Annotated in this window: 21 protein-coding genes and 1 pseudogene; 4 read left to right on the top strand and 18 right to left on the bottom strand. The window is 38.5% G+C overall.

All coding sequences use genetic code 11. The annotated features are described in order from the left end of the window. Positions 1-14: 14 nt before the first annotated feature. The 7 genes from NLW78_RS03610 to NLW78_RS03580 all read right to left on the bottom strand — a co-directional run bounded on the left by NLW78_RS03610 (position 15) and on the right by NLW78_RS03580 (position 8,907). The gene (locus tag NLW78_RS03610; RefSeq protein WP_254495621.1) at positions 15-1,064 is read right to left on the bottom strand and encodes an Ldh family oxidoreductase; all 1,050 of its coding nucleotides are present in this window, start codon (positions 1,062-1,064) and stop codon (positions 15-17) included. 23 nt (positions 1,065-1,087) lie between these two features. Then, a complete protein-coding gene (locus NLW78_RS03605; RefSeq protein ID WP_254495620.1) occupies positions 1,088-3,055 on the bottom strand; it encodes a TRAP transporter permease in 1,968 nt (655 codons plus the stop codon). Between the two features lie 74 nt (positions 3,056-3,129). Then, positions 3,130-4,128: a TAXI family TRAP transporter solute-binding subunit gene (locus tag NLW78_RS03600; RefSeq protein ID WP_254495619.1), complete on the bottom strand. Its 999-nt coding sequence runs from the start codon at positions 4,126-4,128 to the stop codon at positions 3,130-3,132. Positions 4,129-4,162: 34 nt separating this feature from the next. Further along, positions 4,163-4,888 carry a cysteine hydrolase family protein gene (locus tag NLW78_RS03595; protein WP_254495618.1) on the bottom strand — a complete coding sequence of 242 codons (726 nt, stop codon included), beginning with the start codon at positions 4,886-4,888 and terminating at the stop codon, positions 4,163-4,165. 16 nt (positions 4,889-4,904) lie between these two features. Continuing rightward, complete coding sequence (locus NLW78_RS03590; RefSeq protein ID WP_254495617.1) at positions 4,905-6,380, bottom strand: aldehyde dehydrogenase; 1,476 nt, start codon at positions 6,378-6,380, stop codon at positions 4,905-4,907. A gap of 308 nt (positions 6,381-6,688) precedes the next feature. Continuing rightward, positions 6,689-7,747 (bottom strand): M14 family zinc carboxypeptidase, encoded by a 1,059-nt coding sequence (locus NLW78_RS03585; protein ID WP_254495616.1) that lies wholly within the window; start codon positions 7,745-7,747, stop codon positions 6,689-6,691. Positions 7,748-8,217: 470 nt separating this feature from the next. Then, complete coding sequence (locus NLW78_RS03580) at positions 8,218-8,907, bottom strand: nuclease-related domain-containing protein (RefSeq protein ID WP_254495615.1); 690 nt, start codon at positions 8,905-8,907, stop codon at positions 8,218-8,220. A 334-nt stretch (positions 8,908-9,241) separates the two neighbouring features. Here NLW78_RS03580 and NLW78_RS03575 point away from each other — a divergent pair. Next, a pseudogene (locus NLW78_RS03575) lies at positions 9,242-10,405 on the top strand (IS3 family transposase). A gap of 62 nt (positions 10,406-10,467) precedes the next feature. On the opposite strand, the gene NLW78_RS03570 reads toward NLW78_RS03575, so the two are convergent. From NLW78_RS03570 to NLW78_RS03535, 8 genes are all read right to left on the bottom strand, one after another. Continuing rightward, a complete protein-coding gene (locus NLW78_RS03570) occupies positions 10,468-12,111 on the bottom strand; it encodes a DUF4127 family protein (protein WP_254495614.1) in 1,644 nt (547 codons plus the stop codon). A 27-nt stretch (positions 12,112-12,138) separates the two neighbouring features. Next, entirely contained in the window at positions 12,139-13,737 is a 1,599-nt protein-coding gene (locus tag NLW78_RS03565) for an FAD-dependent oxidoreductase (protein ID WP_254495613.1), read from the bottom strand. A gap of 38 nt (positions 13,738-13,775) precedes the next feature. Next, positions 13,776-14,594: a carbohydrate ABC transporter permease gene (locus NLW78_RS03560; protein ID WP_254495612.1), complete on the bottom strand. Its 819-nt coding sequence runs from the start codon at positions 14,592-14,594 to the stop codon at positions 13,776-13,778. After that, positions 14,584-15,531, bottom strand: a complete 948-nt coding sequence (locus NLW78_RS03555) for a carbohydrate ABC transporter permease (RefSeq protein ID WP_367617651.1) — start codon at positions 15,529-15,531, stop codon at positions 14,584-14,586. The genes NLW78_RS03560 and NLW78_RS03555 overlap by 11 nt, the downstream gene beginning before the upstream one ends. A 10-nt stretch (positions 15,532-15,541) precedes the next feature. Continuing rightward, complete coding sequence (locus NLW78_RS03550) at positions 15,542-16,237, bottom strand: beta/alpha barrel domain-containing protein (RefSeq protein ID WP_254495611.1); 696 nt, start codon at positions 16,235-16,237, stop codon at positions 15,542-15,544. Positions 16,238-16,258: 21 nt separating this feature from the next. Further along, entirely contained in the window at positions 16,259-17,533 is a 1,275-nt protein-coding gene (locus NLW78_RS03545) for an ABC transporter substrate-binding protein (RefSeq protein WP_254495610.1), read from the bottom strand. An 89-nt stretch (positions 17,534-17,622) separates the two neighbouring features. Continuing rightward, entirely contained in the window at positions 17,623-18,339 is a 717-nt protein-coding gene (locus tag NLW78_RS03540) for a response regulator transcription factor (RefSeq protein WP_254495609.1), read from the bottom strand. A gap of 5 nt (positions 18,340-18,344) precedes the next feature. Beyond that, a complete protein-coding gene (locus NLW78_RS03535; protein ID WP_254495608.1) occupies positions 18,345-20,084 on the bottom strand; it encodes a histidine kinase in 1,740 nt (579 codons plus the stop codon). A 192-nt stretch (positions 20,085-20,276) separates the two neighbouring features. Here NLW78_RS03535 and NLW78_RS03530 point away from each other — a divergent pair, with 192 nt between their 5' ends. From NLW78_RS03530 to ulaA, 3 genes are read left to right on the top strand one after another with little or no spacing between them, the layout of a single operon-like run. Next, a complete protein-coding gene (locus NLW78_RS03530) occupies positions 20,277-20,735 on the top strand; it encodes a PTS sugar transporter subunit IIA (RefSeq protein WP_254495607.1) in 459 nt (152 codons plus the stop codon). A gap of 1 nt (position 20,736) precedes the next feature. Next, positions 20,737-21,006, top strand: coding sequence for a PTS sugar transporter subunit IIB (locus NLW78_RS03525; RefSeq protein ID WP_254495606.1), 270 nt, complete (start codon positions 20,737-20,739; stop codon positions 21,004-21,006). 9 nt (positions 21,007-21,015) lie between these two features. Further along, positions 21,016-22,278 (top strand): PTS ascorbate transporter subunit IIC, encoded by a 1,263-nt coding sequence (gene ulaA / locus NLW78_RS03520; RefSeq protein ID WP_254496085.1) that lies wholly within the window; start codon positions 21,016-21,018, stop codon positions 22,276-22,278. Positions 22,279-22,402: 124 nt separating this feature from the next. On the opposite strand, the gene NLW78_RS03515 is transcribed toward ulaA, so the two are convergent. The 3 genes from NLW78_RS03515 to NLW78_RS03505 all read right to left on the bottom strand — a co-directional run bounded on the left by NLW78_RS03515 (position 22,403) and on the right by NLW78_RS03505 (position 25,188). Next, positions 22,403-22,936 carry a chromate transporter gene (locus tag NLW78_RS03515; protein WP_254495605.1) on the bottom strand — a complete coding sequence of 178 codons (534 nt, stop codon included), beginning with the start codon at positions 22,934-22,936 and terminating at the stop codon, positions 22,403-22,405. Continuing rightward, entirely contained in the window at positions 22,936-23,511 is a 576-nt protein-coding gene (locus NLW78_RS03510) for a chromate transporter (protein ID WP_254495604.1), read from the bottom strand. The genes NLW78_RS03515 and NLW78_RS03510 overlap by 1 nt, the downstream gene beginning before the upstream one ends. Before the next feature lie 66 nt (positions 23,512-23,577). Continuing rightward, on the bottom strand, positions 23,578-25,188 hold the full coding sequence (locus NLW78_RS03505) for a gamma-glutamyltransferase family protein (RefSeq protein ID WP_254495603.1): 1,611 nt from the start codon (positions 25,186-25,188) through the stop codon (positions 23,578-23,580). Positions 25,189-25,207 lie beyond the last annotated feature (19 nt).

Genomic DNA, 25,207 nt, shown 5'->3' with positions numbered 1-25,207 from the left:
TCATAAGTTTTATATTACTTTTTAATGTTTGCCTCTGCCTCCAAATGAGTACGTATCATTTCCCATGTCCTTTGCGGAATCCGGACAAACTGATTACTTTGCTCTTCTCTCTTTAATGCTTCAATTTCACCTGGCAGATATATTTCATCAATCCCGTCAATTTTTTCAGCATTTTTAATCGACTTAATCAATTCATCTAGGTGGTGTTTATACTGTTCTATAGGTAGCCAATGTTCAATTGGCATCGCAAACATCAAGTGGCCTACATCTCGTTTCCCGTCCTCATCTAAGTCGACTTTGTTTTCCCCAAATGCTGCACCTGCTAATATACCAGCAATAATTTCAATCAATAATGAAATGCCGTAACCCTTATGTTCACCTACCGGTAGAACAATTCCTTTTATCGCTTCAACAGGGTCATTCGTTGGCTTTCCATTTGAATCAAGAGCCCACCCGTACGGAATTTTTTCGCCTTTTGACGCAGCCACCCTAATCTTACCTCTAGCAACAACACTATTTGCCATATCTAGTGTAATTGGTGGACCATCAAAAGTTGGTAATGACACAGACCAGGGGTTATTTCCTAGTAACGGAGTTTTACTGCCTGTTGGTGCAATAGATTTTGAACTTGTAGATAGAACAATACTAATCATTCCCTGTTTAGAAGCTAACTCTGAATAAAATGCAGCTGTTCCAAAATGGTTGCTTTTTCGGACAGTTACGACACCCGTCCCCTTCTCCTTTGCGAGACTAATTGCCTTTTCCATAGCATAATGGGCAGCGACACTCCCTAAAGCATGATCCGCGTCCATTTTATAAATGAGCCGACCTTCCCCCAGCCATGTAAATGTCGGTTTTGGATTTATATCTTGATTCTTTAATTGATTTAAATAATGAGGTAAACGGAATATACCATGAGTATATACACCTGTCTGGTCAGCGTCGGCAAATGATTTCACCGCTATTTTCGCATCTGTGTAAGGTACATCACATTTTGTTAAAAGTGTTACGATAGCATCTTCATATTTCTCCATAGGGATATCTAATAGTTTTACATCACTCATAATATCTTCCCTTCCAAGTTAGATTAGTCCATCATAGTTGGTGTTGTTGCAACTTTTTTCTGGATTTTTATTTTTTGCGTTATATAGATCAGGATAAAGAGTACAAGACCTATAATGGCGATATACAGCTTCGGAATGATTAGCATAACAGCACTTATGAAAAGTAATAAACGTTCTACTATATTCGTCTTGCGCGCCAAGAAACCGGATAATGCGGAAGCCATCGGGATGACGGCAATGAATGCTGTAATGATGGTTTGAATAGCATTAGCTGTTAGTCCATCAGGCATTAGTATCGGGCTATAAACGAAAAGTAAAGGGATAATTAACAAGAAAATGGAATACTTTAGTGCCGTGAAACCAGTTTTAATTGGATCTGATTTCGCAATGGCTGACCCTGCAAATGCAGCCATAGAAACCGGTGGCGAAATATTTGATGTTTGACTATACCAAAATACTAATAAGTGAGCGGCTAATGCAGAAACGCCCATCGCTTGTATAGCGGGAGCGACTAGTACCGCCATTAGGATGTAAGCTGACGTAACAGTCATTCCCATACCTAAAATATAGGAAGCAATAAATGCAAACAATACACCTAACGCGACATAACCATAAGTAAGTTCCATAATAGAAGTCGTAAAAATAAAACCTAGGCCCGTTAAGAAAACGATTCCTAAAATAACACCAACAGTACCGACAACCGCCCCGATAACAAGGGAGTTATTAGATCCTTCCTCAAGACCGTCAATAATATCCTTTCCAGTCCTTTTAAAGATGGATATACTGCTCTCTGCTTTTTCTTTTTGTATAAGTCTTGCTATAATCGCAATCACCATTAACACAATAATTGTCCAAAAAACTGATCTAGCGGGTGTCATACCAGTTAACATTAGATAGATAACTAGAAAGATTGGCGTTAAATAGTACCAGCCTTCTTTTAATAATTTCCATGGATTGTCCCGTTCACTTTTTGGCACAACTTTTATATCTTCACGAAGCGCCTCAAAATGCGCCATCATGGCGACAGAGAAAAAATATAATATTGCTGGTACAATTGATGCAATCATAATTTCAACATAAGGGACACTAATCATCTCGGCCATGATAAATACAGCAGCACCCATTATCGGTGGCATAAACATACCACCTGTTGAAGCAGATGGCTCAATCGCTCCTGCAACGTGGGCGCGGTAGCCGGCTTTCTTCATCAATGGAATAGTAAAAGTGCCGGAAGCAACTGTATTCGCAGTAGCACTACCTGAGATCATCCCTAACATTCCACTTGCTACTACAGCCGATTTGGCGGGTCCCCCTCGAAATCCTGCGGTTAATGCATACGGAAAACGAACAAAGAATTCACCAGCACCTAAATTATTCAACAGAGCTCCAAAGACTACGAATAATACTACGTAACTAGCCGTAGTTTCCAATACAATTCCGAAAATGGCATTTTGGGTAAACATTTCGGCTGCCAATCGTTCCCAAGAATACCCACTGTGGGATAACAGGTGAGGCATCTTCTGCCCTAGGTTTCCATAAAGCAAGAAAACTGCAGCTAATATCGGGAGAAGCCAGCCCATCACCCTTCTCGTAGCTTCAAAAGATAGGATAATGGCTAAGGCCCCCATAATGGAATCAGAAGTAGTTGCTACACCAGTTCTCATTACAAGATCGTTATAATAAATAATCCAGTATCCGAATGATACAAAAGTTAAGATAATTAAAAATCCATCCCACAAGGTTGGTCTTTGTTTAATGGACTTTTTTGTGGCAGGGTAAAGCATAAATACCATCGTTAACACGAGTAACATAAATAAGCCGCGTCTTAACCCAGTACCTGGATTCCCTAAAAATGGCGGGCCTGCTAAATATAGATAGAACAAGGCAAAAACAATACAAATCAGACTAAAGATTGCCTTGTATGGTTGATGTAATGTCCTTTGCTTTGACATCATGCTTAGTTTCATAAACCAGACGAATAGTTTTTTCATTGAAACAAGCCCTCCTTTCTTTTAAAAAGGAAATTTAGGAGTACAGTAGTTACCCTAAATTTCCTCTTAATCTATTACTTACTTAGTAGTGGGTCTGCAAGATCCAATCCTTTTTCAGTCCAAAATTCTTCCGCGACTGGGTGTAATGGAATGACTGGTTGTATAGATTCCGCACGGTGATTATGTTGAGGATATACATTATCTAAATGACTGGAAGCTTCTTCAGTATATGAAAGTTCTAAAAATTCCCGGACAGCATCATCTGGCACATCTTTATGAATGACCCACTTAACATCCATACCGAATGTTACTGCTTCACTATCTTGCCCTTCATAAGACCCTGCTGGTATTACAAACTCTGTAAAGTAAGGGTATTTCTCTAAAAAGTTCGTTTGATCCATGTATGGTTTTAAATCTAAAATCTTCATTGGATGTGTCACGTCAATTTCCTGTGCTACAGGGATTGGTACACCACCAGTACGGTTAAATCCTTGAATATCACCATTCTTCAACATTCCAGGCAACTCACCCCAAGCATTATATACCGTTTTAATGTCATCACTTAAACCTGCTTCTTTAAGGAGTAAATCGGCACCCGCCGCAGATCCAGAACCAGGTGCTCCAGGGGAAAACGTTTTTCCAACTAAATCCTCTAACGTATCGACTCCTGAGTCGGCTAAGACGATAAAGTTCCAGCCACTAATCTGTTGTGCAGGACCTAATTCATAAAAATCTTTTAGTTCGTTTTCATATGGATCCTCACCTTGCCATGCATTATATAAATCACCAGAGAATGACATACCAATTTGTGCTTCTCCTGATCCAACTAGTCTAGTATTTTCAACAGAACCACCTGAAGTAGACGGAATAACTCTTAAACTATCGGAATTTTCGTTCACATATTCAGCTAGAGATGAACCTTGAATATAAAAAGTACCAGATGTTCCACCAAGTGACATTGACAAGTTAGCTGATGAAGAGTTATTACCTGACGTTTCAGAGTTTCCACAAGCAGCTAATAACAACATTAGAGCGATAACAGAAATAAATTGCATAACTTTCTTTCTATTCATTTTTTTCTCCCCTTTATATAATTCAGTTTAATTGTTACCAATAAAATATATTTTCCGCTGACTTTTCTAAGTTGGTAATTATTTCGTTAGATTGAGCTACTTTGCCATAAGTTCTAGCAAACGTTTTGTAAGTAGCAAATTGTGTTTCTTCATTTAAAGTAGCACAACCATCTTCTACTAACGCAACATTGTACCCTCTATCAGCAGCATCTCTAGCAGTTGTTTCTACACAATTATTGGTTAAAATGCCACCAATTACTAAGAACTCGGCACCAACATTTCGAAGCAATTGATCTATCGCAGTAGAGTTAAAAGCTCCTGAGGAGTTTTTATCGAGAACAAACTCGTTTTCCAGCGGAGCTAATTCATCTATGACACTATGTTGAAAATTGCCTTTCACGAGTGCTTGTTCTTCTCCTACCATTCCACTTCTTCTCGCATCCCGAAGTGCCCGCCTTTTAAACTGATCTTTCCCATTCGGTAGTAATGGACCTACTCGCACATGAAAAATTGGTAGATTTTCATCCCTAAAATAGGTAAGTAACCTTTTTTGCGCGGGAATTACATTTTCAACAATGTTACGCATAAAATAACGTTCCATGCCTGGAAATTGCTCTTTTAAAATTTTTCGGAATAACCCTGTTTCATGTATATAATAATTTTGCATGTCAATTAGTAATAAAGCAGCCCTATCTCGATTAACTTCTAGAGTTGGTAAACTACCAGGCCATTGATCCACATCATGTTTCCAGCTTGTCATCATTCCCCCCCCTTTTTTATTTCGTTTGCATCGAGAATGGATCCCGTTTATCATCAGATAAGTTCACCATAATATTTTTTGTATACGTAAAGTCGTACAAAGCATGCCAACTTCTTTCTCTACCGTGACCACTAAATTTGATTCCACCAAATGGTGCTCCTACTTGGGACGTTCGGTATGTGTTAATCCATATGTTTCCGGCCTCTATTTTGGAAGCAACACGATGCGCTTTTTTAATATCTCTAGTCCAAATACCGGCTGCTAAGCCATAGTCGGAATCATTCGCAATTGAAATCGCTTCCATTTCATCTTGAAATGGAATGATGACTAAAACCGGTCCAAAAACCTCTTCATTTGCAATCGTCAGTGAAGCAGGGTCTTCTGTATAAAAGATCGTCGGTTTTACAAAGTATCCATCACTATCTACGACCGGATCTTCAAGTCCTCCTGTTAATAATTCCGCCCCTTCATCAATCGCCTGTTTTATCATCCCTTTAATTTTATTTAATTGCTGTTCATTGGCAACAGGGCCCATTTCAGTACTTTCCTCAAGAGGATTACCTAATTTAATCTTTTCTGTTCTGTCAACTAAAGCGGTTACCACTTTATCTAAAACATCACGGTGGACTAATAGTCTCGATCCGGCTATACAAGTTTGTCCTGCTGCCCCAAAAATACCTGCCATTGCACCTACAATCGCTTCGTCTAACGAAGCATCATCAAATATAATATTCGGCGATTTTCCACCGAGCTCTAAAGTAGTAGGGATTAACTGGTCACTTACAGCTCTTGAAATTACTTTTGCTGTTGAAACCCCACCGGTAAAACTAACTTTTGCCACTTTCGGATGTTCCACTAAGCTACCGCCTGTCGATCCATCTCCTGTCACTACATTTACTACACCAGGTGGGAATCCGGCTAAATCTACCAGTCTGGCAAATTCCAATGTTGATATAGACGCCTGTTCTGACGGCTTTATGACAACAGTGTTCCCTGTAGCTAATGCTGGAGCAAGTTTATTTGCCAACAGCGGTAATGGAGAATTCCATGCTGTGATTAATACACAAACTCCTAACGGCTCCTGCGTTGTGAAATCCAGTAAATTTTTATTATCAACTGGTATTGTATTCCCAAGTAGTTTATCTGCATATCCAGCAAAATAACGATAGTTTCTGGCAGAAAATCGCACTTGGTTTTTTGTCTCTCGTATTACTTTCCCATTGTCAGTAGATTCGACTAACGCTAATTTGTCTGCATTTTCTTCAATTAAATCAGCTAAACGAAACATTAATTTAGATCGTTCTAATCCATTTAAGGATTTCCATTCACTAAATGCCTTACTAGCTGCTTCAATTGCCGTGTCGACATCATTTTTCGACATTTTCGGAATCTCAGCCCATACTTCTTGATTAAACGGATTATACGATGGCATCGTATCACCGCTTTCACTCCCTAACCATTGACCGTTTATGTAGGCAAGGTATTTTTCCATATCTAATCCCTCATCCTTTTTTATTTTGTATACTTGTATACTATTATAAGTCGAAATATTCAAAAAAATAAAATCGAATTCTTTTATACAATGATATAAAAGAATTTTATATAGACAGAAAATAGGATTATGAGCACATAGTTTTCAATTTTAACAAAGCATTGTGGATCAATAATTTGTTTAATATAATTTTAAAATAGATAAAGATGAAAGGGCATGAACCCGTTAAAAAACGAGCTCATGCCCAATCATTCATTGAACAATCTCATGTGAAAAACACTTCAAAAATTGTCACATCTTCTATAGGATTATTCTCCAGATCCAGCTGATCTCCAGCTTTGATACTCTAAGTCATCCCAAAATGTTGTATCAGCCGTTTCAATTGAACCGTCGGCAATGGAACGTACTGCAGCATCCAATGTCACTACCGCTTGTTTAATTAAGTATCCTTGACTCTTCTGTCCTAACACATATGGTTCATAGTAGTGGTCAGCCATACCACGCATTTCAAATAGTAAAGTTGCTACATCGTAACGTAAAGCAATTCCGTTTCTACCAATATTAGGGGTATTCCCACCACGATATTTTCCTAGGTGTCCCCAACCTTTCGATTCCACAGCATCAAACACAACAGAGCCTAACCTTTTTGATTTTTCTACCACTTCCGGATCCACCAATTCGTTCGTTGGGTATAAAATAGAACCAGAAACTAGCTTCCCTTCTCGCTCACTTTGTGTACCTTGATGGTGAAGATCAATTAAATAATCAATGTCATAACTCTCTAATACATTTTCATGGAGCGCTTTTGCCTCAGGCTGCATTAGCAGTGTTGGCTTATCATGTTCACGGTTTAAATCAAATTCATTCGCGTTATAACGAGTGAAATTCCGATCTCCATCTGCCACATAATCGTCTAAGGAGAAGTTAACATCCCCCATCGCACCGTCAGGATTCATCATTGGTAAAATAAGAACATTTACGTTATCCAGTACATTCTTAGTTTTGCTCGTACCCAAATGCTTTACAAATTCTAACGCTCCTTCAGTGGATAACTGTTCGTTTCCATGTTGTTGGGTTAAAAATAAAATTGTAGGATTATCAGGATTTGAAATGTACTTAACGAGGTAAAGATCACGGTCTTTCACGGTTTGCCCAATCACTTCAAGCTCCATTTGTGATTGTTTTTCATCTTGCTTCTGTAGAAATGTTACCATCTCTTCATACGTAGTAAGACTATCCGTTCGAATAGATTCGTTGCCGTTGTAGTTTGGTCCTTCCCCTACCGCTTGAGCCGGCAGTCCTGTAACACTAAATGAACCTAATACCATCGCGCCTGACAATGTTAAAGATAAAATCGATTTTTTCATGTAATTCCTCCCTAAAATAGATTCAATTCTAGCGTAACGAATTACAAAAATAGATTAATGAGGGGAAGGAACTATCTTTTCTAAAGAAATTCGGACAACGTTCCGCAAAATTCATGGTAAATATTATTAGGATTGTCGTAATGAGAAAGGACGAGAAGTAGTAGAAACACGAGGGCTATATTTCCTATAAGAGGAACCATTAATACGATGTATACCGTTGTAGTGCTTCGTGACACTCGTCAAATACGTCGATACTTTTCTCCCAATTCCTTATATTTAATACATGACCAATTATAAATGCTATATTCGGAACATGTAAAAAGTCACTAATTACATTTCATGGTAACTATTTTTCTCCCACTATATACCACTTACATCAGTCCTATAATAGACAAAAACAGACATGTCCCACATAGCCACGTTTCATACATGCTATCAGCATACGTACCGTTTGACTATATTTTTACTTGTTAACTTGTTTTATGTTTTAAACGTTCATGAATCTGTTCGTTCATTACAGTTTTCGTAATATTCGCTTCCTTAAAACGATGATATAAATAGGCTATTTCATACTCCGTTAGCTTAGGTGCTTTATGAAGCATTTGTTCATACGATATTTTCCGTTGAATCGATTCGTTTACATTTACATCATACATTACACATTCATCAGCTTTAACATTACGTAAATTCATATCTACCTTTAACGTGCACTGCTTAGAAAAAGATACTAAGGAGACAATTTTTTCTCCGTATTTATGTTCCATGCAGTTCTTTAAGGCATTGATAATACCATCATTTTGAAATAAGGGGTTCACCATCTTAACGTTTCCGTTAATGAGCCAAAATTTACATTCTCTGGACCCATATATTATGCCTTGTTCATATCTCGTTTCAATCACAAATATGCCATAGGGAGTAATGACAACATGATCAATATGAGAATATCCAGTACTCGATTCAGGATTTTCAATTAATAAATCATGTAACACTTTATAATTCTTAGAACCCCTGGACATTTGAATATCGATTTTGAATTCATCTATTTCCTCTTGACTACCGGCCATCTTTTCCGTGTGCTCTTTTTTTATATATGGAATTACTTTTTTTTCTTCAATTCGGTGTTCCCATAATCTTTTCAATAGATTAGTAAGCTTAAACATGATTACACTCCTAAATTAATGTTACTCACTTTATATACTTCACATATCGGCTATGTTCGACACATGTTTATATAGAAATAGGATTTATTAAAAATAAGGTAATTGGTCCTATCAATAAGAAACATTCAATATGTACCACTGTTTAATGAACGAATCATAAGAATAAAATCATTCAACTTAGTTCATTCTCTCACTGTACAATCATGTTACGGTACGCCATTTGCAAACTAAAAAACACTTGTTGTCAGGATGAAGAGACCTATTTAAATGAGACAAAGGAAAACACACCCCTTAAGTCGTAATTATTATTTGACTTACAGGAGGTGTTTTTCTTATGGGGAGAACTAAGAATTATTACTCATATGAAACAAAAATGAAAGCTATTGAAATGAAAATGTCTGGACAATACTCCAATCGTGAAATTATGGAGGAGTTAGGTATAATAAATGACTCTCATCAGGATATGGTTGATGTGGTATAGAAAAGGAGAAATGTTCCGGTTTTCTCAGCCTATTGGTAAACAATATAGTTTTGGAAAAGGTCCTGACGGACTAACAGAAGTTGAACTTTTAAAGAAAGAGAATCAATCTTTACACATTCATCTAGAAATCTTAAAAAAGTACAAGGAAATCGAAAGGAGTTGGTACCAGAGATTGTTTTAGAGCTTGTAGAGGATCTAAAAGAAAAATATACGATTTCTACGATTTGCAGTTGCATTGGGGTCCCCCGTGCTACTTATTACCGCTGGCGGAAACGAGGAGTTCGTAAACCAAGTGAGTTGAAGCTGCAAATTAAAGAAATTTGTGAAAGGCATCAGTTCCGTATAGGTTATCGGACGGTAAGAGCCTGGCTTAAAAGAGATTATAATGTGAAGGTTAATCGTAATACGGTACAAAAGATTATGCAGAAGTACAAATGGCAATGTAGAGTTAAGCCAAAGAGAAAAGTAAAACTGGCAGGAGAAAGTCAGATTGTCGTTCCAAATCGTTTGGAGCGTAATTTTAAGGCAGCTAAGCCTAACGAAAAATGGGTAACAGATATAACGTATCTTCCATTCGGACAATCCATGATGTATCTATCTAGTATTATGGATTTGTACAATAATGAGATTATTGCTTACCGTATTAGCTTGAATCAGGATGTAACTCTAGTATTGGATACTTTAAGAGACGCTGTTGCAAACCGTAACGCCGAAGGTGTTATTTTACATAGTGATCAGGGATCCCAATACACATCTTACGCTTTTCAAAATTTAGCTAAAGAAAAAGGCATTATCACAAGCATGTCTCGGAAAGGCAACTGCTTGGATAACGCCGTCATTGAATCCTTCCACTCAACCATAAAGTCAGAAGAATTCTACTCTCAGCCACGAGAGTTTCTTACAAATCCTATTGTAGTGGAAAAAGTAAAGAATTTCATCTATTATTACAATCAAATACGACTTCAGGCAAAATTAAACTACCTGTCCCCACTTGAATTTGGGGAACAGGTAGCCTAGGTGTTTTTTTCTGTTGTCTCAAACTCGTAGATCAGTTCAAGGAGACAACAAGTGTTTTTTTATTATTTTAAATGTAATGTTGGTTCTAATTCTGCCTCAAATGTCCTTGGCCAAGGTAGTTGGACGTGAACATCCACAAGCCTGTCAATTGTACGATAGAAGTCTTTTTCCCCTCTAGTTCCAATGTAAACTTGTTTTCCATCGAAATGATTATACCACTTTTCTGTTTCAGCAGTTAAGTTTTCGATCACGAAGTCATTTACTACATCATAATAAGTACCTAAATTCCAAGGACTTGCCCCAAGTGATGCTGCATATGCATTAGCGGCACTATGAACGACGTTTTTATATCCTTGGTCCTTAGCGAAACGGTGCAATAAAAACTCATAATGGGCTTTTGCTGTCTTTTCATACAGTGGAACCCCAAAACCAGCCTCTTGTGTTACGAAGGAATCCCTAGCTATTGCGTGACCTAATGTAATGCCGAGGGCATTCCCGGCTGTATTCCAACCGCTATACGCATGAACTTTTGTTAAGTCTATTTGTTCAGCGAGTCGGGTAACAAATGGACCATCAGCACGATTCACCAGGCGAACATCACCGATAGCAACTTTCTTCCCTTCATCAATAAGGGATTGAATCTTTCCGATTAACTTGTCGATCTCGGCTTGGCGGTCATGATCTTTCTGTGGCGTATTAAGTACTAAGTGTATATCAGCTTCTGATGGATTATTAGTTATAACACTACCAGCTGCAAGAATATGTTTCTCAACATTAATATCAAACGTTGTATCTTCGTAAGGAGCTATCCATTCACTTCCATGTACACCACCATACGTAATATGGATTTTGGATGATGTGTTGAACAAGTTCGTTACAAATCTTGATACAAGAACGACATCAACTTCATCAGCACCCGGAAACACAGACACTTGGTCGTTTACATGAAGGGATTCCGCTTTTTCAACTAATACCTCTCGTTCAGCGCGGTGAAGACCATGTGGTGCAGCATCATCTTGGGCTAAAATGAGATAATCAATATGCCCTTCATCCACCCAATCTATTAATGTTTTATTCACTTCATGATTTCGAGCTCTTGCCGCTTTATAATCTTCTAGCACTTCGGCTGGTATAATTCGCTCTAATTCTTCCAAATCTTCCCGATGTTCTTCCATCCCTAAATTATGAACTTGATCATATAGAATAGCCCAACTCTGGATTTGACTGTAATACTGCAGATACTCATCACTAATGGCTGTAACGGCTAATCGTTGGATCGTATCATAGACGTATAACGGTTTTTCTGGATATTTTTCCTTTAACTGTTTAATAACCTCTATATTCAGCATTGCATCTTCCAACGATTTTACACCCGTACGTGAAGCGATTAACCCGCCATATGCTAACATACTCGTCGAAATTACAAAGCCATCTGCATCTTCTGCATGTTTTAACAACCACTCGCTAATCTGTTGTCCATCACCAGGGGTTGTAAAGTAACCTAGCATTTCCTTTGGTGGTGTGACAACATTGACACCAGCCGTTTTTCCTACCTGTTGTGGAAAATATAAATTAGCAGGGCGGTCATCTAATGGTACCATGAGAAGATTAGCTAAATCTTTATTTGTACTCTTCGCTTCAACTTCAGAAAAGGTCGGAAACAATAACGTTACCAATAACGTGTACACAAAAATTTTCTTAAACATCCTCAATCATTTTCCTCCTCTTTTCAATTAATTCGGTTTCCCAAGTGTCTGTTTCATACGCTCTAATGGATCATCTTCAAGGCTATCGTCCCACTCAAGTGCTTGATCAAATGCAAGTAACTGTTCGCGAAGTTCCGCATACTGCACGTCCTGAACAGTCGTTTCATTTTTCAATGCGAGTGCTGCTGCGACACCAGCTGATTGACCAAGAATCATAAAGACAGGTTCCATACGAATCGATCCGTAAGCTATGTGAGAGCTAGATAGACAAACAGGAACTAATAGATTTGTGCATTCTTCCGCTCTTGGTCGGATAGATCGATATGAAATGGGGTATGGATAGATAGGAATTTCAACATCCCCTTCATTCACAACACGTCCATCAATAACCACTCTCCGTACATGGTGGGAGTCCATATGAAAAGACGCCATCCCGATGGAATCTTCTACAACAGTATGTTTTAGGCAATTGCGGTCTGTCATAACGTAATCCGAAATCATTCGTCTCGCTTCTCGAATGTATAATTGATGCGGCCAATGACCAGTATCCTCAAATTCATCCTTCGGTAGACCCCATGAAGACACTTCTTCACGTATGTCTTTTGGAACCCTGGAATCATTTGCCAGGAAATAAAGCATACCTAAATCGTATGTGAAATGATCTTGATAGATCTTTTCTCTCGTTTCATAACTTCCCTCTGGCCACTCATAGTTCATCCCGATATTATCAGTGGAGAAGGCACCGTGGTTATTTAAATCGGTCTTACCGTTTGGCATTGGGGTATGCAAATTCATCGCATCCCACACTCCAGCTTTAATATAACGAAGGAGTAGTAAATAACGATCACTATCATAGTTTGATGGTTTCGGAAACGGAATCCGATTGTCTTCGTCTTTTGTTAAACATATGCGGAAATTATAAGCTTGAATCCGCTTATCCCCTTCACCATTAAACCCTAATAATTCATGGTCGTTTTCGGTAATACCTTGCAACAAACCACTTTCCTTTTTCCCTTCAATGACATACGGGTCAATCCACTTTTCAAATTTATGATGAGGACTACCGAAGTGAACTCCGTTATAAATCTCCTTATAGGTAGAATTAGATTCACGGCCAACGGCATATGATATACCTGCTTTTGCTAATAAATCTCCTTCATAACTAGCATCGATAAACATGTCACCAACATATCGCTGCCCATCCTCCATCGTAATCTCTTTGATTTTCCCGTTTTCTTTTAAAACTGATTCAAGATGTTGATTTAAATAAACCGGAATGTTTTCATCTTTCAACCACTTTTCAAAAACGTATTTTGCGGCTTTAGGTTCAAACCTCCACTGTTCATCCGTTTTATAATACTTCCCGATGTCACGGTAAAACTGGCGTGATAACCCGCCTACCGCTTCGGGTGCCCCTAAGTCAGTTGCCCCCAGCCCACTGGCTGTCATACCTCCAATATGTTGACTAAATTCAGCAATCGCAACGGACAAACCCATCCGACTTGCTTGTACGGCAGCGGTTATGCCTGCAGGGGTACCTCCATAAATGATTAGATTCTTTTTCACTATTTCCTGGTTGATAGATTTTTCAACCGGTCTATAATAATAAAGATTTTCAAAACTCATTGTGTAAATGCCTCCCTTAGTGGCCAAATCAAACGTTATTATTTCACACTACCCGCGGTCATCCCTTCAATGAATTTCTTTTGTGCAAAGAAGAAGATAATTAATAAAGGAATGGTAGCTAAAGTAGTCGCACTCATTAGATGGTGCCAAGCTGTTCCAGTTTCGTCCGTAAATAATGATAGTCCCACTGGTAGCGTCATAAGTTCTCTTGATTTAATGAAAATAAGTGGATATAAAAATTCGTCCCAATTCGTGACAAATGTGAAAATGGTTAGCGTCGATATGGCTGGAATGGACAACGGCAACATGATTCGCCAATAAATTTTAATTTTCGAACACCCATCCATTACAGCAGCATCTTCTAACTCCTTTGGTATTGCCAAAAAGAACTGACGCATTAAAAAGATACCAAAGGCTCCCGGCGCCCCAAATACAGGGAGTAAAATTAAAGGAATGTGACTGTTCACTAACCCTAAATCCCTCATGAATAAAAATAATGGAATAATCGTTACTTCCGGCGGTATCATCATGACACTTAAAAATAGGATAAAAATAACGTTATTACCCCGAAATCTAATACGGGCAAAGGCATAACCAGCTAATGATGAAAACATGATGACTAGTACGGTTACGACAACAGCAATGTAAATGCTGTTCCAATATTGTTTTAAGAAGGTGACTTGACTTAACACTTCCGTATAGTTCGCCCAACGTATTGGATTAGGAATAAATTGTGTGAAAATACGGGTAGGTTCTTTTAAAGAAGTAGCAATCATCCATAGCAATGGACCGATCATGAAGACCGTAATTATGGATAACCAGATATATTTTAAAATAAGCCGTTTTCTAATCTTCATAAAAAACCCACCTCTTTCTCACAACCCAGGATATAATGGTGAAGACTAGTAAAATAAAGAATAGTACAAAGGCTAATGCTGAAGCATAACCCATTTCAAAATGGTTAAAAGCCGTCTCCCAAATATAGTATACGAGTACCTTTGTACTATCACTTGGTCCCCCACGGGTCATAACATAAATTTGACCGAAAATTTTCATCGCACCGATAGTGGTAATGATGATGACAAGGAAAATTGTTGGGGTAATTAACGGAAGTGTAATGTTGCGAAATTTCCGGAAGCGGGATGCTCCATCTAATTCTGACGCTTCATACAACTCTCCTGGTACTTGTTGCATTGCTGTTAAAAACAATATCATATTTAAACCAACATTTTTCAGCACACTGACAACAATGACCGCAGGTAAAGCCGTATTTTCATTGAAGAGCCACGATGGACCATCGATTCCGATAAAGCCAAGGATTTGGTTAATAAATCCATACTCAGGAGCTAATAAATATTTCCATACGATTGCCCAAACGATTAGAGATGTAACAACGGGAACAAATATAGCAGTTCGGAAAAAGCCAATTCCTGCAAACTTTTCTCTTAATAAAGAAGCTAGAAACATAGCTAAAATAATGTTCAAAGGAACTAACCCTAAACTAAAAAGAACGGTGTTCCATAGTGCATTCGAAAAGTCTGCATCTTGAAAGATTTGTTGATAGTTTTCCATGCCAATAAACGTTTCTTCCCCTAGTAACGGCCATTCGTGTAAGCTCATAAAAAGGGCATAAAGCAGAGGCCCAAACATAAAGATTGTAAATCCTAGTAGCATTGGTGATATAAATAACCAACCTTCTAGATTGTCCCTCCACTTCATGCGTACATGATTTCTTTTCTTCTTTTGCTTGTTATGCCTGACATTTTTATTCGTTTCTGTTGATATAGTAGACATAGAATCATCCTTATGCGATTGTTTCTTTCTGCTTACGGAATGCTAAAACTGTCTCATAGATAGAATCTGCTGTATTACCGATTGTAACAGCTCCAAGCATAACAGCATTAATGCCAATTTCACGGAATGTAATTAAATCTTCAGGTATTAGCTTCTTCTGTGATGGGACAATGAGAGGCAATGAGGTATGGTCACGGTACGTTTGATATGTGACGATATCTAAGAAGTCTAAACTCTTCCCATAGTCCTCTTTTCGTACAATAGATAGTTCGACCGCATCAACGCCTAGTGATTCAATTGCTTTCACATGGTGTGGGTTGAACTGATAATCAACTGCTACTGTTTTCGCCAAATCATTTTGTTGAAGGATAGTTGAATCCACATCCTTCCCATATAAGCTAAAATAGTTAAATCCATAGTTTTTTAATACCTGGGTACTGACTGTACGAACTTGGTCAATATCATCACCAATTACGACTCCTATTGGTCCAGCAAAATCCTGGCGCACCTGTTTGAACAAATGTTCATAATGTTCAGGTCCTTTAAACTTGTTTCCTGTAGCATGGTGGTGAGCATAAATATGAAACTTTAATGCGTCAGCACCTGCCTCAATAGCTGCCTGTGCCAGCTCTTCCTTATTGTCTGGTAAACTAATAATGATAGACAGATCTTCTTTCTGTAATAAACGTTCTATATGTGGTTCCATTTACATGTCCCCTTTTTACACTTATTGTAGGATGTCGTTCACTTCTTCTTCCATTTGGTCTAAAATTTCTTGTGGTGTCCCCATACGAGAGAATAGTCTATCGAATCCATTAATAATTTTACTTTCAATTTTTGTCCAATCTTCATGTAATGGATAAATGTACCCATTGTTCATTTGATCAATTAACGCAATTTGAATCGATTCTCTTGGTGGGTTATTCGGAATGTTGACAAACTCATCAGATTTCAATACGCTCTGTCTCGGTGGAACAAAGAACGCAGATTGGGCTTGAATTCCCGTTTTACTACCTAAAAATTTCAATAATTTTTTCGCTTCATCCGGATGCTCACTACCTTGGAAGGCTACAATACCTGCCTGACCCAATAACGGAAATCTTCCTTCTGGTCCTTTTGGTAATGGAGCTATATCCCAGTCAAAGTCTTCGATCCCTCTTACGTTCGCTATATAGCTATACATGAACGGGAACATTCCAACTTGACCACTCTCAAAATTTAAGCTTTCACCTGGTGGTACGTGAGATTCATCTTCAAAAATCATTCGGTCCAGCATTTCAAACGTATCTACACCTTGAGGAGAATTCCATAGAAATTCAGACATGTCGTCAGAGAACATTGCCCCACCGTAAGATAACGTGTGTGACGGCATTGTTGAAAAATTCGTCCACTCATAGAAAAGTCTTGCACCGTATTGACGATCGCTACCTTCTCCATTTGAGAGAGCCTTTGCCGCTTCTTCAAACTGCTCCCAAGTCCACTCACCTTTTTTTGCAAGTTCAATTGGCGTTTCTAAACCTGCTTCATCAAACATTGTCTTATTAAAATACATAATCATTGGTGGTGTAGAGAATGGCAAACCTAGTAATTGACCATCATGCTTCCATAGATCCAATGTTGATGGTGTAATATCTTCAAAATCAAAATCAGGGTCATCCTTAAACTCTGAAATGTCGGTTAATATGTTATTTTTGACAAACTGTGGTACCATTCTTTCCGCCACCCAACCAACATCAGGTAGTTCGTTTCCGGCTGCAAGTACAGAAAGTTTTTGTTGGTAATCACCATGTGGAATACTTTCAATAGTTACATTAATGTTGGGGTTCTCATCATAAAATTCTTCTAATAATTCTTCATACATAGCAATATGTTGGTCATTCCCCCACATCGTAAACGTTAATTCAACTTCTCCTGAGTCATCTTTACTCACTTCATCGTCGCTACAAGCAGCTAATAGAAGCATCAACAACAAACTAAACAGGATAAATGATATTTTTTTCATTTTCTTCCCCCCTTATGTCAAATCGTAACAAAAATGTAAGCGCTTTATAATGTCGTTAAATTAAGAAAAGGTTTGTAATATTAAGAACATTACAAACCTTTTCGGTATTGATTTGGAGTTTGGCCGGTTACCTTCTTAAATACAGAGGAAAAATGTTTTGCATTTGAGTAGCCAGCAAGAGAAGCGATATCATACACTTTTAATCTCGTATTTTGCAGTAGGTCTTTTGCTTTTTCCACCCTCTTTTTTAATATGTAGTCAGACAGTGTACTACTTGTCTTTTGTTTAAATAGTTGACTTATATAGTTCGGGTGTAAATTTAACGTTTTGGAAATAAATTGTAAGGACAGTTCTTCTTCGAGGTTATTAGAAATCAGTTCTTTAATTTGACGCACTTGTCTTGACTCTTCCGTAAGGTGTTCCTTTGATTTCTCCACATCTTTTCCAGCAATACGGTACAACGTATCAGCCAGTTCACTACGGTTAACCGGCTTTAAAATGTAATCTTTTACACCTAATTTAAGTGCATCCCGCGCATAAGTAAAGTCATCATACCCACTTATGACAATGACAGGAATATTCGGTAATTTCCTACGTAACAATGAGATAAATTCGATACCATTCATTTCAGGCATCCGTATATCCGTAATGATAATATCAGGGATAATTACATTAATCATGTCTAGTCCCTTACGACCATCAGATGCTTCCCACATCACCTTATAACCTGTAATAATGTCTTCAAGTAACACTTTTATTCCTTGACGAATCACCTTTTCATCTTCAATTAAGAGGACATTTTTCAAACTTATCACCTACCCTTTATCGGAATTGAGATGTGAATACGTGTTCCTTTCCCACTAGCTGAATGAATGTGAAATTCACTTTCACTTCCATAAATGAGTTTTAACCTGCTTGCTATATTTTCAAGCGCAATCCCGTTTTGGTTTGATCGTTTTTGAGTAGACGGATTCGTTCGTTGTTCAATTGAAGCGGCGAGTTCATTTTGTTTTTTCAGAGGGATACCGGCCCCATTATCTTCCACTGAAATATGAAGATATTCATTTTGTCGCTTTACTCGTACCGTTATATGAATTTTTTCTATCGAATTCGTTAATCCGTGTGTAATGGCATTTTCAATCAATGGTTGAAGAATATACTTTGGAACGTAATATTGTATTAATTCTCCCTCAATGTCCCACACATCATTAATCGCGTCTCCTAATCTATGTTTCATAATATTGACATACGTTTTTGTAAAATCAATTTCCTCTTTTAACGTTATTTGTTTTTCATCATTACGCAGGCGGTATCGAATAAGTTTTCCCAATTCGGATATCATGTCAGATAACTGGAGCTGTCCATTTTTTAGCGCAGTCATGTTAATGGATTCTAGTGCATTAAACAGGAAGTGAGGATCCATTTTCGACTGTAGGGCCTTATACTCCGCTTCGGAATTTCGCACATTTAACTCGTACATCTCCTCTACTAAAGAATTGATTTCTCCAAGCATATTATTGTATGCTCCCCCAAGTTCCCCAATATCACCTGTAGTAGTTACATCTATTTGGTTTGAGTGATTGCCTCTTTGAAACTCTTCTATCCGTTTCTTCAACCTCTCTAATGGTTTTAGTAGATAACTAGACATGTAATAGGACAACATAAGGGATATAAACAAACAGAAAATAATCATCGTTATTAATAAATTATTAAATTCTTTAATTTCGCTGTATAGATAATCCTTCGGAATTACATTACGAATTTCAATCCCTGTTTTATTCGATGTGTTGGTTACACATAAATATTCCGACTCTGATTGTTCACTTTTCACCCACGTACCATTAGCTTCACAGTTCATGAGAAGGTAGTCTTTATCTTTTTTAAATAAGGGCTCTCCATCCCGATAAATTTGCCAATGGTCACTGTGAAGTTGTTCTGTAATCTTTTGAACATATTCAGGCGAGAAATCTACTTTCATAAATCCGAGTTGTCTTTGATTGTCTGGATCCCGTAACAGACGAATTAAACTAATATATGTTTTATCTCTATTATTACGGTAATACGATGGAATTTCTCCTGGATAAACAATCCAGTCCCCTTTCTTTTCCTGAACTTTAGAATACCAAGCTTGACCAGGTAAATAGATCGATTCCATTATTCGATAGTCATCCATGTGGCTAAATACTTGTCCATTGTTGGCAAATACGTGCATGCCATACATTTGCTCACGGTTATAAATGGCACCGGATAAAAATAAGGAGAAAGCATTTACATGATTGTAATTTCTGTATTGAACAGGAGTGTTATCGTCATATTGGCGTAATATATTTAACAGTTGATCATTGTAAAGTATCGTTAGCGTTGTCCGTGCAGCATCTTCTAACATTAAATCAAGGTTTTGATTGAGTTGAGTAATCGATTTTTCTGTTTGTGTAATCACTTCCTCACTCTTCGCTGACGTAAATATTTTATGGACTGCTACCCCAACTGATAGAAGAGAAAAAAGGACAAGTACAGAAAATGTTAGAAAAATTTTATGTCGCAGTATCACCCCTTTTTCACCTCACTATATTTGAAAGCGTTTACTTTATAAGTAAACCTATTATAACACAGTTCATTTCCCACCTTTACGATCATTTTTATCCCCACCTTTCTTCCTAGCATAATTGCTAACATGTCCCCATACCCTTTATTAACCATCATCGTTGTACATGTTTTCACGTAATAATGAAAGGAAGATAACATGCTGAATTCATTTATTTCTCATCCTTTTGTAGAAGTTACAGATCGCCAGCTCCAGTGGAAAGACGCAATAACCCTTGCAGCGTCACCACTCCTTAAACATTCATACATTGAACAACAATATATCGATTCAATTATCTCCCAAACTAAGAAAATTGGACCCTACTACGTTATTGGACCTAAAGTTGCCCTTCCTCACTCCCGGCCAGAGGACGGGGTCAACCAGTACGGCATTAGTTTCCTACTAACCAAAAATCCCGTATCCTTCTCCTCTGAAGCAAGACATGATGTTCACTTCATCATATTTTTGGCTGCAGAGGACAATTCAAGTCATTTAAGTACGTTATCGAGAATTGCCTCCATGTTAGGCGATGAGAATAACAGTAAAAGACTACTAGAATGTGAGAGCAAGGAAGAACTACAAAAGCTTTTACTACAATACTTAGGAAAGGAGTGTTGACATGAAAATTTTAGTTGTTTGTGGCAACGGATTAGGAAGTAGCTTTATTGCGGAAATGAATGTAAAAAAAGCACTCGCAGAACTTGGGATTGAGGCAACCGTCTCTCATACGGACCTTACGACGGCGAAATCAGAAGCAGCGGATTACTATATTGGGACACCAGAAATCGTCGATTTACTTGAAGACGGTACACGAAGAATCATTCGATTGGTCAACCTGTTCAATGTTGCCGAGATTAAAAAGGTTTTACAACAACATTTGGAGGTGTAATTCATGGATATGATAAATCTTATTATGAAAGACATATTAGGATCACCAGCAATATTAGTCGGTTTATTTGCTTTTATTGGACTATTATTACAGAAAAAGCCCGTGGCTGAGACCATTTCAGGCACATTAAAAACTGTTATGGGTTTTATTCTATTGGGGGCTGGGGCAGGTGTGCTTATCGGTTCCTTAGACCACTTCGGAGCAATGTTTAAAGAAGGCTTCAATGTTGACGGAGTCATTCCAAACAACGAAGCGATTGTTGCTCTCGCACAACAAACTTTCGGCACCGAAACAGCACTAATTATGCTATTTGGTATGGTAGCAAATATCGTATTTGCTAGAGTTACACCATTTAAATATATTTTCTTAACTGGACATCACACAATGTTTATGGCTTGTCTCATCTCTGCAGTGTTAGTGACAGCAGGAGTAACGGGACCTATTCTTATTATAATTGGTTCTACTATTCTAGGTTTACTTATGGTGTTAATGCCGGCACTCCTTCAGCCTTATATGCGAAAAATAACGGGATCGAATGATATAGCATTAGGTCATTTTGGATCAATTGGCTATTTTACAGCAGGGGTTGTTGGTCAACTTGTTGGCGATAAAGGAAAAACGACAGAAGAGATTCGAGTACCAAAAAGTTTAGGCTTCCTAAGAGATACGTCTGTTGCCGTCTCTTTAACAATGGCCATTATGTTTTTCATTGTTTCCTTTGCTGCTGGTCCATCCTACGTTGAATCTGAACTCAGTGGGGGTACTAACTTTCTGATATTCGGTTTAACCGAAGCTATTGTATTTGCTGCCGGTGTTTACATTGTGTTAGCTGGTGTACGGATGATCTTAGCGGAAATTGTTCCTGCCTTTCAAGGAATTGCCGACAAGGTAGTCCCGAATGCAAAACCTGCCCTCGATTGTCCGGTTGTGTTTCCTTTTGCACCTAACGCTGTAGTAATTGGCTTTCTATTCAGTTTTTTCGCAGGTATTATTTGTATGTTCCTTCTTCCAATATTCGGCCTTAAAGTAATTGTGCCTGGCTTAGTTCCTCATTTCTTCACGGGAGCAGCAGCTGGTGTATTTGGTAACGCTACAGGCGGGAGAAAAGGAGCAATGTTCGGTGCCTTCACAAACGGGATCCTCATAAGCTTCCTTCCAGCTCTATTATTGCCAGTACTCGGGTCACTAGGATTTGAAAACACAACCTTTGGGGATTCCGACTTCGGTATTATTGGAATTTTATTAGGTGGTTTCGCCAAGCTATTTATGTAAACATAAAAAGAGTGAGCGTGGTCTCGCTCACTCTTTTTATCATGTTTATATTAACCTTATGGGAAGGTTACGATTGTCAAGAACGTCAAAGTGTGAACTTTGGCGCTCATTTTTGTTCCTTCTATTATGCAAGGAACACGGCTCCGTAAACTAGCGAGCCAAGGATAACGAAGGCTGGGTGAACTTTTACTTTTTGCATAAGCACATAACTTACAACAACTAAAAATATTGTTTGCCACAATCCTGCGCCTTCATATGACTGTTGAAAAAATTCGTATGCCATTAATCCTAATAAAATAGCAATAGTAGGTCGGATTAAGGCGGTCATCTTCTTTACTTTCGGTGAATCTTTAAATTTATATAACACACTTAATAGCACAACCATCAGGATCAATGAAGGAGCTACAGTAGCAAAAACTCCAACGATTGAACCGAGAACTCCACCTTCCAAATAACCTATATAACCTGCCATTTTGGTCGCAATTGGTCCGGGAAGTGAATTGGCAAGAGCTAACATTTCACTAAATTCAGTTACTGTTAGCCATTCATACCTTGTTATAACTTCATTCTTGACTAGTGGGATGGAGGCTGGTCCTCCCCCATAGCCTACAATTCCAGGTATAAAAAACGCTAAAAAAATCTCCCATAATTTTTCCATTATACCGACTGTCCTTTCTCGTGCTTCTTCTGTTCCTTAACTTCTTGAATTGGTGCTAATAGGGCATACAACAATAATGCACCAATGACAATCCCTGGATGAATATTGAGCCACTGTATAAGAAGAAAGGATAACACAATAAAGGCAATCGTTTTTAACCAGCCGAGATTTTTTTCCGCTTTTTTCGTAAAATCAAGTGTCAGAACTGCTAACATAACCCCAACAACGGGTACAACTGCTTTTGTCATACCTGCTACCCATGGTTCGTCTTTTACAAACGTTAATGATGTTAATAATAAAATCATGATTGCTATTGTAGGAACAATCGTTGCAAGCACAGCATTAATCATACCGAAGATACCTGCTACCCGGTACCCGATATAGCCCGCCATTTTTGTGGCGATTGGTCCCGGTAACGAATTCCCCAGTGCTAATACATCGGCAAATTCATCATCGTTCATCCATTTATATTTTTCTACCACTTCTTTATGGACGAGAGGAATGGAAGAGGGTCCTCCACCATATCCCAACATTCCTACACGAAAAAATGCGAGGAACAGGTTTCGTTGCTTCATATTTATATCAATCCTCTAAGTTGAAATTTTGATATAACACCTAAGGAACCCTTAGGTGTTATGATATTACCAAACGGCAATCGCTCCATCAGTACGAGATTCTGTACCTCCAGCAAGAGTGCCAGTCTTCGGATCTCTGACGATAATTTGGCCACGGCCAAATGGTCCACCTTCCGTTGCTACATGAATGTCATGGCCTTTGCGCGCCAATGCTTGTGCAATATGGTTCGGGAAGTTTGGCTCTACTAATACCTTTTTGTCTTTCTCCCATTGCCAACGCGGTGCATCAAGGGCAGCTTGTGGGTTCAAGTCAAAGTCAATCATGTTCATGACAACTTGCATATGACCTTGTGGTTGCATGAAACCTCCCATAACACCAAATGGTCCAACTGGACGACCATCTTTTGTTAAGAATCCTGGGATAATTGTATGGTACGTACGCTTTCCACCAGCTAGAGCATTTACATGTTCCGGATCCATCGAGAAGTTATGACCACGGTTTTGTAAGGCTATTCCAGTGCCTGGGACAACTACTCCAGACCCAAAGCCCATATAGTTACTTTGGATAAAGGAAACCATGTTCCCTTCACCGTCAGCAGTTGCTAAATAAACAGTTCCACCTTTTGGTGGCTCTCCAGGTTCTGGCTGTAGTGCCTTCTCACCGATTAACGATCGACGAAGAGCACCATATTCCTCACTTAACAATTCGTCTGTCGTAAACTCCATTTGATCACGTTGTGTAATATGCTTTTGGCCATCGACAAACGCAAGCTTCATAGCTTCAATTTGTTTATGGAACGTTTCTGGTGTATCTCTTTCGCTATAGTCAAACTCTTTCGCTATGTTTAATGCCATAAGTGCAATTAACCCTTGGCCGTTAGGCGGGATTTCCCAGACGTCGTACCCACGATATGAAACAGAGATTGGATCTACCCATTCTGGTTCAAATGATGCTAAATCGTCTTTTGTAAGGAAACCGTTATATTTTTCTGAGAATGATGCAATCTTGTCAGCTAAAGCACCTCGGTAGAAAGATTCTCCTTCTGATTCGCCAATCTCTTCTAACGTTTTCGCATGGTCTTCTGAAGACCAAACTTCACCAATTTCCGGTGCACGATTGTCTTTTGCGAATGTTTCGAACCATCCTGCAAACTCTTCATCTGTTAACGTCTCTTTAAATTTTTCGTATCCGCGTTTCCAATAGTAACCTAAAATTGGTGAGATAGCGTATCCTTCACGTGCTATATCAACGGCTGGTTGTAGTGCTTCTTTTAAAGATAAGTTTCCGAATCGTTTAGATAATGCAGCCCAAGCTGATGGCGCACCTGGTACTGTCACTGGTATTAACCCATGCTTTGGCATCTCTTCTATGCCACGTTCCTTTAACGCTTCTATGGAAATGTTCTTCGGTGAAAAGCCACTCGCGTTTAACCCATATAATTTGTCCTTCATCCATACAATCGCGAACGCATCACCGCCTATGCCGTTCGATGTTGGTTCCACTACTGTTAACGTCGCTGCGGTTGCAATAGCGGCATCTACAGCGTTTCCGCCTTTCTTTAAAATATCAAGGCCTGCTTGAGCCGCTAACGGCTGTGAAGTAGCAACCATTCCTTTTGTGCCATATGTAACCATCCTTTGTGATGGATACGGATTAAATAAAGAATCAAAATTCATACTATTCATCCTCCCTCTT

The organism is Salirhabdus salicampi (assembly GCF_024259515.1).
Lineage (GTDB): Bacteria > Bacillota > Bacilli > Bacillales > Alkalibacillaceae > Salirhabdus_A > Salirhabdus_A salicampi.
Note: the sequence above shows the minus strand (reverse complement) of the source record. Positions and strands in the feature narration are given on the sequence as shown.

Coding starts and splice junctions, on each gene's coding strand:
- NLW78_RS03565 (WP_254495613.1), bottom strand. CDS start 13,737: ATGAGTTTTGAAAATCTTTATTATTATAGACCGGTTGAAAAATCTATC.
- NLW78_RS03605 (WP_254495620.1), bottom strand. CDS start 3,055: ATGAAAAAACTATTCGTCTGGTTTATGAAACTAAGCATGATGTCAAAG.
- NLW78_RS03510 (WP_254495604.1), bottom strand. CDS start 23,511: ATGAAGCAACGAAACCTGTTCCTCGCATTTTTTCGTGTAGGAATGTTG.
- NLW78_RS03545 (WP_254495610.1), bottom strand. CDS start 17,533: ATGAAAAAAATATCATTTATCCTGTTTAGTTTGTTGTTGATGCTTCTA.
- NLW78_RS03600 (WP_254495619.1), bottom strand. CDS start 4,128: ATGAATAGAAAGAAAGTTATGCAATTTATTTCTGTTATCGCTCTAATG.
- NLW78_RS03590 (WP_254495617.1), bottom strand. CDS start 6,380: ATGGAAAAATACCTTGCCTACATAAACGGTCAATGGTTAGGGAGTGAA.
- NLW78_RS03560 (WP_254495612.1), bottom strand. CDS start 14,594: ATGAAGATTAGAAAACGGCTTATTTTAAAATATATCTGGTTATCCATA.
- NLW78_RS03570 (WP_254495614.1), bottom strand. CDS start 12,111: ATGTTTAAGAAAATTTTTGTGTACACGTTATTGGTAACGTTATTGTTT.
- NLW78_RS03610 (WP_254495621.1), bottom strand. CDS start 1,064: ATGAGTGATGTAAAACTATTAGATATCCCTATGGAGAAATATGAAGAT.
- NLW78_RS03580 (WP_254495615.1), bottom strand. CDS start 8,907: ATGTTTAAGCTTACTAATCTATTGAAAAGATTATGGGAACACCGAATT.
- NLW78_RS03530 (WP_254495607.1), top strand. CDS start 20,277: ATGCTGAATTCATTTATTTCTCATCCTTTTGTAGAAGTTACAGATCGC.
- NLW78_RS03515 (WP_254495605.1), bottom strand. CDS start 22,936: ATGGAAAAATTATGGGAGATTTTTTTAGCGTTTTTTATACCTGGAATT.
- NLW78_RS03555 (WP_367617651.1), bottom strand. CDS start 15,531: ATGTCTACTATATCAACAGAAACGAATAAAAATGTCAGGCATAACAAG.
- NLW78_RS03505 (WP_254495603.1), bottom strand. CDS start 25,188: ATGAATTTTGATTCTTTATTTAATCCGTATCCATCACAAAGGATGGTT.
- NLW78_RS03595 (WP_254495618.1), bottom strand. CDS start 4,888: ATGACAAGCTGGAAACATGATGTGGATCAATGGCCTGGTAGTTTACCA.
- NLW78_RS03525 (WP_254495606.1), top strand. CDS start 20,737: ATGAAAATTTTAGTTGTTTGTGGCAACGGATTAGGAAGTAGCTTTATT.
- NLW78_RS03585 (WP_254495616.1), bottom strand. CDS start 7,747: ATGAAAAAATCGATTTTATCTTTAACATTGTCAGGCGCGATGGTATTA.
- ulaA (WP_254496085.1), top strand. CDS start 21,016: ATGATAAATCTTATTATGAAAGACATATTAGGATCACCAGCAATATTA.
- NLW78_RS03550 (WP_254495611.1), bottom strand. CDS start 16,237: ATGGAACCACATATAGAACGTTTATTACAGAAAGAAGATCTGTCTATC.